Origin of the sequence: Mycolicibacterium cosmeticum (assembly GCF_000613185.1) — a bacterium.
Lineage (GTDB): Bacteria > Actinomycetota > Actinomycetes > Mycobacteriales > Mycobacteriaceae > Mycobacterium > Mycobacterium cosmeticum.
In genome coordinates this window covers 179,232-190,204 of sequence record NZ_CCBB010000002.1, presented here as the reverse complement: position 1 = coordinate 190,204, position 10,973 = coordinate 179,232, and the positions used below count along the sequence as shown (strand labels likewise).

General features: G+C 70.1%; 11 protein-coding genes. 5 read left to right on the top strand and 6 right to left on the bottom strand.

Annotated features, from left to right (window positions below; translation table 11 throughout):
* Positions 1 to 62: 62 nt before the first annotated feature.
* Genes BN977_RS16210 through BN977_RS16200 form a run of 3 tightly spaced genes read left to right on the top strand, consistent with a single transcriptional unit; the run spans position 63 to position 2,753 of the window.
* Positions 63 to 1,178 (top strand): lysylphosphatidylglycerol synthase transmembrane domain-containing protein, encoded by a 1,116-nt coding sequence (locus BN977_RS16210; protein WP_036399579.1) that lies wholly within the window; start codon positions 63 to 65, stop codon positions 1,176 to 1,178.
* Complete coding sequence (locus tag BN977_RS16205; protein WP_036399576.1) at positions 1,178 to 2,398, top strand: M23 family metallopeptidase; 1,221 nt, start codon at positions 1,178 to 1,180, stop codon at positions 2,396 to 2,398. The genes BN977_RS16210 and BN977_RS16205 overlap by 1 nt, the downstream gene beginning before the upstream one ends.
* Positions 2,391 to 2,753, top strand: coding sequence for a DUF3054 domain-containing protein (locus tag BN977_RS16200; RefSeq protein ID WP_407661197.1), 363 nt, complete (start codon positions 2,391 to 2,393; stop codon positions 2,751 to 2,753). The genes BN977_RS16205 and BN977_RS16200 overlap by 8 nt, the downstream gene beginning before the upstream one ends.
* Here BN977_RS16200 and BN977_RS16195 read toward each other — a convergent pair.
* The 4 genes from BN977_RS16195 to BN977_RS16180 all read right to left on the bottom strand — a co-directional run bounded on the left by BN977_RS16195 (position 2,668) and on the right by BN977_RS16180 (position 5,970).
* Positions 2,668 to 4,098 carry a sensor histidine kinase gene (locus tag BN977_RS16195; protein ID WP_084172581.1) on the bottom strand — a complete coding sequence of 477 codons (1,431 nt, stop codon included), beginning with the start codon at positions 4,096 to 4,098 and terminating at the stop codon, positions 2,668 to 2,670. The two genes, BN977_RS16200 and BN977_RS16195, sit on opposite strands and share 86 nt — an antisense overlap.
* A 3-nt stretch (positions 4,099 to 4,101) precedes the next feature.
* The gene (locus BN977_RS16190; protein WP_024455923.1) at positions 4,102 to 4,779 is read right to left on the bottom strand and encodes a response regulator transcription factor; all 678 of its coding nucleotides are present in this window, start codon (positions 4,777 to 4,779) and stop codon (positions 4,102 to 4,104) included.
* Positions 4,780 to 4,829: 50 nt separating this feature from the next.
* Positions 4,830 to 5,213: a heme-binding protein gene (locus tag BN977_RS16185; protein ID WP_024455922.1), complete on the bottom strand. Its 384-nt coding sequence runs from the start codon at positions 5,211 to 5,213 to the stop codon at positions 4,830 to 4,832.
* Between the two features lie 181 nt (positions 5,214 to 5,394).
* On the bottom strand, positions 5,395 to 5,970 hold the full coding sequence (locus BN977_RS16180; protein WP_036399570.1) for a hemophore: 576 nt from the start codon (positions 5,968 to 5,970) through the stop codon (positions 5,395 to 5,397).
* A gap of 355 nt (positions 5,971 to 6,325) precedes the next feature.
* Between BN977_RS16180 and BN977_RS16175 the strand changes: the two genes are divergently transcribed.
* Both BN977_RS16175 and BN977_RS16170 read left to right on the top strand, forming a co-directional pair.
* Complete coding sequence (locus BN977_RS16175; RefSeq protein ID WP_036399567.1) at positions 6,326 to 9,229, top strand: MMPL family transporter; 2,904 nt, start codon at positions 6,326 to 6,328, stop codon at positions 9,227 to 9,229.
* Positions 9,226 to 9,708 (top strand): hypothetical protein, encoded by a 483-nt coding sequence (locus BN977_RS16170; protein ID WP_024455919.1) that lies wholly within the window; start codon positions 9,226 to 9,228, stop codon positions 9,706 to 9,708. Before BN977_RS16175 ends, BN977_RS16170 begins: the two co-directional genes overlap by 4 nt.
* Here BN977_RS16170 and BN977_RS16165 read toward each other — a convergent pair.
* Both BN977_RS16165 and BN977_RS16160 read right to left on the bottom strand, forming a co-directional pair.
* A complete protein-coding gene (locus tag BN977_RS16165; protein ID WP_036399565.1) occupies positions 9,695 to 10,384 on the bottom strand; it encodes a hypothetical protein in 690 nt (229 codons plus the stop codon). The two genes, BN977_RS16170 and BN977_RS16165, sit on opposite strands and share 14 nt — an antisense overlap.
* A complete protein-coding gene (locus BN977_RS16160) occupies positions 10,381 to 10,965 on the bottom strand; it encodes a hypothetical protein (RefSeq protein ID WP_036399562.1) in 585 nt (194 codons plus the stop codon). The genes BN977_RS16165 and BN977_RS16160 overlap by 4 nt, the downstream gene beginning before the upstream one ends.
* Positions 10,966 to 10,973: the final 8 nt, after the last annotated feature.

Below are 10,973 nucleotides of genomic sequence, written 5' to 3'. Positions count from 1 at the left end.
ACGGCGCGGCGCGCCCGCCCAACGTACGTTTCCGCACGACACCGGCCGTTACCCTGAAAGGCGTGTCGCACGACGACGCGCCGACGAGCCGCGACCACGACGAGGCCCGCCCACAGGACGGCCGCCCCCGCGGCAAGTACTGGTGGGTGCGCTGGGTCGTCATCGCGATCGCCGTCGTGGTGCTCACCGTCGAACTGGTCCTGGTCTGGGATCAGCTGGCCAAGGCGTGGAAGAGCCTGCTGTCGGCGAACTGGTGGTGGGTGCTGGCGGCGGTGGTCGCCGCGATGGCCTCGATGCACAGTTTCGCCCAGATCCAGCGCACGCTGTTGCGCTCGGCCGGGGTGCAGGTGCGGCAGTGGCGCTCCGAGGCGGCGTTCTACGCCGGCAACGCGTTGTCGACGACGCTGCCCGGCGGCCCGGTGCTCTCGGCCACGTTCGTCTACCGCCAGCAGCGCATCTGGGGCGCGTCGCCGGTGGTGGCGTCCTGGCAGCTGGTGATGTCCGGGGTACTGCAAGTGGTCGGCCTGGCCCTGCTCGGCCTGGGCGGGGCGTTCCTGCTGGGCGCCAGCAAGAACCCGCTGTCGTTGATCTTCACCCTGGGCGGTTTCGTCGCGCTGCTGCTGCTGGCGCAGACGGTCGCGGCCAACCCACAGCAGATCGACGGGATCGGGGTGCGGTTGCTGTCCTGGGTCAATTCGGTGCGCGGCCGCCCGGCCGATACCGGGCTGACGAAGTGGCGCAAAATGCTCGCCCAGCTGGAATCGGTGAGTCTGAGCCGGCGGGCGCTGAGCAACGCGTTCAGCTGGTCGATGTTCAACTGGATCGCCGATGTCGCGTGCCTGGCCTTCGCCGCCTACGCCGCCGGCGGCCACCCGTCGCTGGCCGGCCTGACGGTGGCCTACGCGGCGGCCCGCGCCGTCGGCTCCATCCCGCTGATGCCGGGTGGCCTGCTGGTGGTGGAGGCGGTCCTGGTTCCCGGCCTGGTGTCGAGTGGAATGACTCTGGCCCAGGCGATTTCGGCCATGCTGATCTATCGCCTGGTCAGCTGGATCTTCATCTCGGCGATCGGCTGGGTGGTGTTCTTCTTCATGTTCCGCACCGAGGTGGACCTCGACCCCGACGTCGAAGCGCTGACCGTCACACCCGAACCCGAGAACCCACGGCGATCGGAGTCCTGATGCGCCGTACGCGATGGGCAGCAGCGCTTTTCAGCACCATCGCGCTGACGGCCGGGTGCGCGGGCGCACCGGACAACGCCCCCGCTCCGGCCACCACGTCCACGTCGCCCGGTCCGGCCGGGAAACCCGCCGCCACACCGTTGTTGGCCAGGGTGGTGGCCGCCCCCGTCCCCGTCCCGGCCACCGACGGGCGCACCCATCTGGCCTACGAACTGCTGTTGACCAACGCGCTCAACCAGGAGGTGACGCTGCAGACGGTGACCGTGCGCGGCGGCGATGCCTCGCTACTGTCGATATCCGGTGCCGCGCTTGCCCATTGGACCCGGGTGCTGGGTGAGTCCGGGAAACCGACCACCACCATCGGTCCCGCCCAGACCGCCGCGGTGTGGCTGGACGCCACGGTGGCTCCCGGCAACGTGCCCGACCGGCTGGATCACGCCGTCACGGTGGCGATCAGCCGGCCCGCTCCCCCGCTGCTGCCCGCGATCATGACCGAGACGGTGGCCCCGGTGCCGGTACAGACCCGCAAGCCCGTCTCGATCGATCCACCGCTGCGCGGGCCGAAATGGTTGGACGCCAACGGGTGCTGTGAGATGACCCCGCACCGGATGGCCCTCAACCCGCTCGACGGTCAGCTGTGGGCCGCGGAGCGGTTCGCCATCGACTACGTGCAGCTCGATGCGGGCTACCGGCTGCTCGCGGGCGCCCCCGGCAAGCTGACCAGCTACCGGTACTTCGGCGCCGATGTGCACGCCGTCGCCGCCGGACCGGTGGTGGCGGTGCTCGACGGCCTGCCCGAGCAGGTGCCCGGCCAGACCCCCACCGGATTGGCGCTGGATCAGTACGCGGGCAACCGTGTCGTGCAAGACCTCGGCGACGGCAACTATGCGCTGTACGCCCACCTGAAGACCGGAAGCGTGAAAGTCCAACCGGGACAACAGCTCAAGGCCGGTGAGGTGCTCGGCAGCCTGGGCAACACCGGCAATTCGGATGCACCGCACCTGCACTTCCACGTGATGGACGGCCCCGATCCGCTGCGTTCGGACGGGTTGCCGTTCGTGTTCCGGTCCTTCCGGTTGGACGCCCAGACCGCGAGCGTCGACGTCTTCGACACCCTGATCGCCGGGCGACCGGCGCCGCTGCGGCCGGGGAACCAGGCCCGCGACGAATCGGCGGTCACGCCATTGGTTTCCGATGTGATGGACTATCCCGGTGAGTAAGCGCAATACCGTCCTGGCCGCCGCGGTCGCCGATGCGGTGGCCGTCGTCATCTTCTGTTCCGTCGGCCGGCGCAGCCACGCCGAGGGGGTGACGCTGACCGGTGTCGCCGAGACGGCGTGGCCGTTCCTGACCGGCACGCTGGTCGGCTGGCTGATCGCCCGGGGCTGGCGGCGGCCCACCTCGATCACACCGACCGGGCTGATCGTCTGGGTGTCCACCGTGGCGGTCGGGATGCTGCTGCGCAAGGCGACGTCGGCGGGCACCGCGTTCAGCTTTGTGGTGGTTGCAACCCTGACGACCGCCATCCTGCTACTCGGTTGGCGCGCCGCAGCCAAGGTTGCATCCCGGTCTTGACCGGGACGGTGGCGTCGGGATCCACCGGTGCGGAGATCGCGATCGTCAGCGTGGCGCGCAGGCCGCCCAGCGGGCTGTCGGACAGCACCAGTTCACCGCCGTGCAGTTCGGCCTGCTGGGTGACCAACGCCAGCCCCAGCCCGGAACCGCCCGGCGCGGCGGTGCTGCCGCGCGCGAACCGGCCCAGCACGATGTCGCGCTCCGCCACGGGCAGCCCCACCCCGTCGTCGTCGACGACGATGTCGATGGTGTGGGGACGCCGATGCCCGGTCAGCACAACGCGTTCGGCGCCGCCGTGCGTCGCGGCGTTGCGCACCAGGTTGTCCACCGCCAGCCGCAGGCCGCCCGGCCAGCCCCACACGGTGCCCAGGTCGTCGTCGGCCTCCACGCTGATGTCGACCGCGCGCCCGGCCCGCAGGTTCTCCCGCGCCACCCGGTCCAGCAGATCGGTGACGTCGATGGGCTCGCGGTCCTCGGCCTGCGCCAGCTGCCCCGAGGCCAGCTGGCCCAGCGCGGTGATGGTGGCCTCGACCCGCAACTGGGCCCGCAGCAGGTCGGCGATCACCTCGTCGCGTTCCTCGTCGGGCAGGTTGTGGATGCGCAGGGTGTCCAGATCGGCCCGCATGGCGGTCAGCGGGGTGCGCAGCTCGTGGGCGGCGTTGGCCGCGAAATCCTGGGCCGCCTGAAGGGAATTCGAGGTGGCCTGTTGCGCGGCGGCCAGCCGGTGCAGCATGCCCGCCATCGCTTCGGAGAGTTCCTCGGCCTCCCGCGCGCCGGTCACCGCGGGCATCTGCTCGGTCCCCCCGCTCAGCCGGCTGGTCTGCTCGGTGAGCTTGCGCAGCGGCCGCACCGCGGGCCCGGCCAACAACCAGCCCAGCCCGCCGGCGACGATCACGGTGAACACCCCGACGGCGGTGTAGACCGGGATCCTGGCCCGGTTCAGCAAGATGCTGTCGGCCCGGATCCCGATGGACACCAAGACATTTCCGGCCTGTTGGGTCATCTTGATGGTGCGCACCCGGTAGTCCACGCCGTTGACGGTGACGGTGTCGGTGCCGGGCGGCAACGACGGCAGCTGGAAGCCGCGCTGGAAGATCACCTGTCCGGTGGACAGCGACCGGCCGGTGGTGAGCACCCCGCGTTTGGGGTCGGAGAGCTGTTCGGGGAACATGCTGGCCTCGACGATCGAGTCCAGCCGGCGGTCCAGCTGCGCGTCGTCGTTGCTGGCCAGCACCACCGAGGTCAGGATGGTGAATCCGGCGACGACGGCCGCCGCGGCGACCGCCGACGCCACCGCCACCCGGGTGCGCAGCGATGCCGACCGACCGAACCGGGACAGCCGCACGCGCTACGCCTCCTCCCGCAGGACGTAGCCGATACCGCGCACCGTGTGGATGACCCGCGGATGGCCGTCCCGCTCCAGCTTGCGCCGCAGGTAGGAGACGAACACGTCGGCGACGTTGGTGTCGACGTCGAAGTCGTAGCCCCACACCAGTTCCAGCAGGCGCTGCCGTGACAGCACCACGCCGGCGTTCTCGGCGAGGGCGGCCAGAAGATCGAATTCCCGTTTGGTCAGATCCGCCCGGTCGCCGTCGACGAAGACCAGCCGCCGGGCGGTGTCGATGGTCAGCGGCCCCACCGACATGACGTCGGAGGAACGTTCGGAATGGCCGGCGCGGCGCAGCAGCGCGTGCAGCCGGGCCACCAGCTCACCCAGATCGAACGGTTTGGTCAGGTAGTCGTCGGCGCCGGCCTCCAGGCCGGCGATGCGGTCGTTGACCGTGTCGCGGGCCGAGAGCACACAGATCGGGATGTCGTTGCCCAGCGCGCGCAGCGCCGTCACCACGGCGACGCCGTCGAGTTCGGGCATCTGCACATCCAGCACCAGCGCGTCGTGCGCCTCGGTGGCCAGCAGGCGCAGCGCCTCCTTGCCGTTGGCCGCGACCCGGACGTCGAACCCCGAATGCCGTAGCCCGCGGGCCACCGACGTTCGCACGTCCGGGTCGTCGTCGACCATCAGCACCATGCGACCGGTGCTTTCCGGAGAAGAGGAGTCAGGCGTGCCCGGCACGCTACCTACGGTATGGCAGGCGCCGGTGCGGCGCCGCAGCGGTTCTTCAGATCCACCAGCGGCTGCCGGATACCCGTCAGCTCCGCCTTGGTCTGCGGGTTCTTGTCGAGGTAGTCGGCCACCTGCTTGCGGACCTCATCGCGGGGCAGGCCCTCGAGACTGGTGAAGAACCAGTTCACATCGGGATGGGTGAACAGGTACGCGGACGTCCCCGCGGAGACTCCGGACGCCACGCCGGCCAGGTCGGCCGCGGTGCAGTTGGGGGGGTTGTTGGCCGGGTCGTCGGCAAGTGCCGAGGGGATGGCACCGAACAACATCGCGCCGGCGACTGCGCCGGTGCCCACCGCGCCAGCAACCGCACGCCGCGCAGCACGAGCCGAGAGCAACATGGTCAAGCTCCTTACCGATTCATCCAGGTTCACCAGGGCCGGTAACCACGAGCGGTTATCGACACCATGAAGCTAAGCAGAATCCCCATGGACTTTCGCGGCTTGCTGACAACGAATCCTCAGAAACCCTGAATATGCAGCTCGCACGGCGTGCGTGGGAGGCTCGACGGCCCCGTTCGGGCTACCGAGGGGTGATCGCGGCCGGTCCGGGCAGCGGCCCGGTGCCGGTGCCACCCACCGGGTCGGGTGCCGTGCCGGCCGCCGAACCGGCCCCCGAGGTGCTCGCGGCGCCCAGGGACTGGGCCGGTGTCAGCGCGGCCGGCAAACCCGTCCCCTGGTTCTGCGCGGCCTGCATCAAGCCCAGCAGTTGGGGCACCGTGATCGGCAGCCGGCACTGCGTCGACAGCGATACCAAGGGCTGCTGCAACTGCTGCATGTCCTTGCCGGCCTGCGGGTTGGCGTCGAAGTACGACTTGGTCGCCGCCAACGACTGCGGCCCGGCGGGCAGCTGCGCGATCGTGGTCAACGCCTGGTTGGTCTCGGGGTGCGCGTCCAGGTAGCTGCCCGTGGAGGTGGCCACCGAGCCGATGGTCTTGGCGATCTGGCTGGCGGCGCAAGGATCGGTGGCCCCCGTGGCCGTCGGGGTGGCCCCCGGGGTGAGCAACCCCGCCGCCAGCACACCGCCGAATGCGCTCACAGCGAATGTTCCGAACAGGGCGCGGCGCACCGAGCGCGAGGTGCTGGACGTTGTCGACATGGGTCACTCCTTCACGGTGACGGCCGCATAACCGGTCAGCTGACAGTGATGACCGGCACATACACAGCCGTTGTGGCCGCGTGTAGCGGCTTGTAGAGACCCCGACCCGCAAACAGCGCTGCCCATGATGCCACCCCGGCGGGGCGACGGGAAATCGACACAGCAAACTTCCAGTTCAAGGCGGGCGGTGCCGCCGGGCGGCAACCGGCGCTCGGAGCCCATCCACGGCGTACACCGCCCCGGCACATCCCGGGCCGGGACGGTTCACGGCAGGTCAGGACACAGGTGGCTGCGGTAGGCTCCGGGCTTACCAGCCGAGCGGGGAGAGAGGCGGAGGCTCGCCATCCAGCAGTTCATGATGCGCTTGAGCGGCAGCCTGCGCAGATATCGCTGGGCAGTGTTTGTCGCGTGGCTACTGCTGCTCGCGCCCTCGATCTACCTCGCGATGAGCCAGTCGGACAACCTGACCGGCGGCGGCTTCGAGGTGTCCGGGTCCCAGTCGCTGTACGTCCAGCGCCAGCTCGAACAGCAGTTCCCCGAGCAGGGGGCGTCGCCGCTGGCGCTCGTCGCGGTGCCCCGCGCCGACGCGTCGTTCGAGGATATGAACGCCGCCGTCGCCGAACTGGAGCGCATCGCGGGTCAGGTACCGAGCGTCACGGTGACTCCCAATCCGCAACAGCGCCCGCCCGCCCCGGACCGGCCGTACGTCGTCACCCTGCAACTGGACTTCCACAACAGCGGCGCCGTCGACATCGCCAAGCAGCTGCGCGCCAAGGTCGGCATCGACGGCGACCAGGCCGGCCAGACCCGGGACGGCAAGGTCCGGCTCTACGTCATCGGCCAAGGGGCGCTCGGCGCGGCCGCCCAGACCGCCACCAAACACGACATCGCCCAGGCCGAGCAGTGGAACCTGCCGGTGGTGCTGATCGTGCTGCTCGCGGTGTTCGGGTCGCTGGCGGCCGCCGCGATGCCGATGCTGCTGGCGGTGTGCACCGTCGTGGTCACCATGGGCGTGGTCTTCCTGTTGTCGACGGTGACGACGATGTCGGTGTTCGTGACGTCGACGGTGTCGATGTTCGGTATCGCCCTGGCCGTCGACTACTCCCTGTTCATCCTGATGCGGTTCCGGGAGGAGCTGCGGGCCGGCCGTGACCCGGCCCAGGCCACCGACGCCGCGATGGCCACCTCCGGGCTGGCCGTGGTCCTGTCGGGGCTCACCGTGATCGCCTCGGTCACCGGCATCTACCTGATCAACACCCCGATCCTGCGGTCGATGGCCACCGGCGCCATCCTCGCGGTGGCCATCGCGGTGCTCACCTCGACCACGCTCACGCCCGCGGTGCTGGCCACCTTCGGCCGGGCGGCGGCCAAACGGTCGGCACTGCTGCACTGGTCGCGCCGGCCGGTCACCACGCAGTCCCGGTTCTGGACCCGGTGGACGGGCTGGGTCATGCACCGACCCTGGCTGTCGGCACTGCTGGCGTCGCTGCTGCTGCTCGCCATGGCCGCCCCGGTGTTCGCGATGTCACTGGGCAACAGCATGCTCCGCCAGTTCGACCCCAGTCACGAGATCCGCGGCGGGGTGAACGCCGCGGCCGAGGCACTGGGTCCCGGCGCGCTGGGACCGGTGCGGATCATGGTGAGCTTCCCGAACGGGAACGCCGACAGCACGCAGGCGGCGCCGGCGCTCGAGTCGATCCGCACCAGGATCACCCAGGCCCCCGATGTCGCGTCGGTGTCGCCGCCGGTGTTCGGCAAGGACAACCACAGCGCGCTGTTCTCGGCGGTGCTCTCGGTCGACCCGGAGGACCTCGCGGCGCGCAAGACGGTGGACTGGCTGCGCGCCGAACTGCCGAAGCTGCCGACCGACGGCGCGCGCATCGACGTCGGCGGTCCCACCGCGTTGATCAAGGACTTCGACGACCGGGTCTCGGCCATGCAGCCGTGGGTCTTCCTGTTCGTCTGCGTCATCGCCTTCGTGATGCTGCTGATCTCGATCCGGTCGGTGTTCCTGGCCCTCAAGGGCGTGCTGATGACGGTGCTGTCGGTGGCGGCGGCCTACGGCAGTCTGGTGGTGGTCTTCGAATGGGGCTGGCTGGAGGACCTCGGGTTCGCCCCGCTGGCGTCCCTGGACAGCACCGTCCCGCCGCTGGTGCTGGCCATGACCTTCGGGCTGTCGATGGACTACGAGATCTTCCTGCTCACCCGGATCCGGGAACGGTTCCTGCAGACCAACAACACCCGCGACGCGGTCGCCTACGGCGTGAGCACCAGCGCCCGCACCATCACCAGCGCGGCGCTGATCATGATCGCGGTGTTCATCGGTTTCGCGTTCGCGGGGATGCCACTGGTCGCCCAGATCGGCGTGGCCTGCGCGACGGCGATCGCGGTGGACGCCACCGTGGTCCGCCTGGTCCTGGTGCCGGCGCTGATGGCGATGTTCGACCAGTGGAACTGGTGGCTGCCGCGCTGGCTGGACCGCATCCTGCCGTCGGTGGATTTCGAGAAGCCGCTGCCCAAGATCGACATCGGCGACCTGGTCCTCATCCCCGACGACATCTCCGGTCTGGTCGCGCCCGGCGCGGATCTGCGGGTGGTGATGAAATCATCGGCCAAGCTCAAGACCCTTGCGCCGCAGTCGATCATCGTCGCCGACCCGCTGGTGTTCAGCGGGTGCCGGCCCCGCGTCACCCCGCTCGCCGACCCGACGGCCGGCGCGCGCCGGTTCGCCGGCGTGGGCTCGGGCCGTGGCGGCACCATCAACGGCGTCACCCAGGCGGTGCGCAAGCCGGTGCATCCGGTCACCATGTGGCGGGGCCGGCTGGCGGTGGCGCTGGACGCGCTGGACATCGCGGCGTCCGACCGGTCGGCGGTGGAACGCAGCAGTCCGATGGAAACCACCAACGTCGCGCTGCCCACCGGGGACCGGCTGCTGATCCCGACCGGCGCCGAGACGCTGCGGCTGGCGGGGTACCTGATCTTGACCCGCAACCAGACCCGCGATTACGCCGATCTGGCCGGGTGGGCCGAGTCGATGGACACCCAGACCGCGGCCGCGGTCCTGACCGGGATGGACCGGTATTACTGTGGAACACGCTCGCGGTCGCAGTGGGTGGCCTCCCAACTGATCAGGCGGTTGGCCGACCCGCGCCCGGAGGACGACCCGGCCGAGGTGCTGACTTCGGCCGACACCGATTGGGCCACGGTCCGCAAGCGCTGCTTGTCCGTTGCCGTGGCGATGCTTGAGGAAACGAGGTGACGGTGGCCGCGAAGCCCGCGCAGACCTCGGTGCCCTCCGGGGACCGGCCGGTCGAGTTCTGGCCGACCTCGGCGATCCGCGCGGCCCTAGACAACGACGACCTGTCGGTGTGGCAGCGCATCGCGACCGCCATCAAGCGCGACCCGTTCGGCCGGACCGCACGTCAGGTCGAAGAGGTGCTGGAAACCGCCCAGCCGTACGGTGTTTCGGCGGCGCTGGCGGAGGTGTTGGACAAGGCGCGGGCACATCTGGAGGCCACCGAACGCGCCGAGGTGACCCACCACGTGCGGCTGCTGCTGGAACGCTCCGGCCTGAAACCACACGAGTTCGCATCCCGGGTCGGGGTGCCGCTGGACGAGTTCACCGGCTGGCTGGACGGCGCCGCCTGCCCGTCGGCGTCGATGATGGTCCGGATGCGGCGACTGTCGGACCGGTTCGCCAAGATCCGCGCGCAGCGGGACGCCGCTAACGGGCGTTGATCGGCGTCACGTCGGTCACCAGCCACTTGCCGTCCTCTTTGGCCAGCAGGATCCGCAGGGCCAGCACGGCCACGTCGGCCGGTTTGCCCGGCGCGTTCTGGGTACCGCGCAACACCACGGCGACGCTGGCATCGGCCGGGCCGATGGCCTCCACCCCGGCCGAGATGGTCTGCGCCTGACCGGAGACGTTGCGACTCGTCAAATCCTTTGCCACGGCTGCGAATTCGGTTCGATACGATTCCGCCCGGTCCGGTGTCATCAGCGCGGTCGCCCGGTCGATGGAGGCATTCGGGCTGCTGGGCGTGAACGTCGCCGACGCCTCGGCGACACTGCTGGCGATGCCGACCACCTCGGCGCTGTCGTTGTGCAGGTCGCGCTCGGGCACCGTCCAACTGGTGTAGCCGACGACGACCGCCGCGCTCAGCGTCAGGGCCGCACCGGCCGCGACGGCCAGCCGCAGCCCGGGCCCGTCGTCGTCGGTGCCCAGCGTGACGCGATCGCGCCGGAACAGCACCGCGTTGACCACCACGCCCTCGACGATCAGCACGCACAGCACCGAACACACCGAGACCCACCAGAGCGGCCAGGCCAGCGCGGCACCGATGTACACCAGCGCGACGATCGCGGCGAGCGGCGCCAGGACGTCGAAGAGCAGGACCCGCAGCCGGTTGCTCATCGGATCGTCTCCAGCCGCGAGATCAACAACGTGCCGTCCACGTCGGAGACACCGAGGCGCAGATTCCATCGCACCGTCTGCGGTTTGCCACCGGCGTTCTGGCTGACCGAGGTCGCTACCACCAGGACGGTGTCGGTGCGGGATGCCACCGCCGCCAACTCGGGCTGGTCGGCCGACGGCTTGTCGCCGTCCCCGGACCGGTGCCGCAGCGACTCCAGCGACACCGACTCCACCTGACCGACGGTCTGCGCCTGCAGTTTGGCCACGATCTGCTTGAACGGCTCGACCGTCTGGTCGAACTCCACGTTCAGCTGCCCGACGGTGCCGTCGCGCAACTTCTGCAGGTTGCCCGCGACGTTGTCCTTGTTCATGTTGACCAGCCCGCCGGTCCAGTCCGCGGCCGTCTGCAGTACGCGGGTGCGGTAGGCCAGCTCACCGGCCTCGCCCCGGTGCCCCGACCAGATCATCGCGGCCAGCAACGCGGCCGCGACCGCCACGACGGCCAGTACCCCGGAGGCGATGCCGTAGCGGCTGAGGGCCGGGGCCGGCTCGGGTGGCTCTTCGGTGAGCGGATCTGGCATGGCCGTGA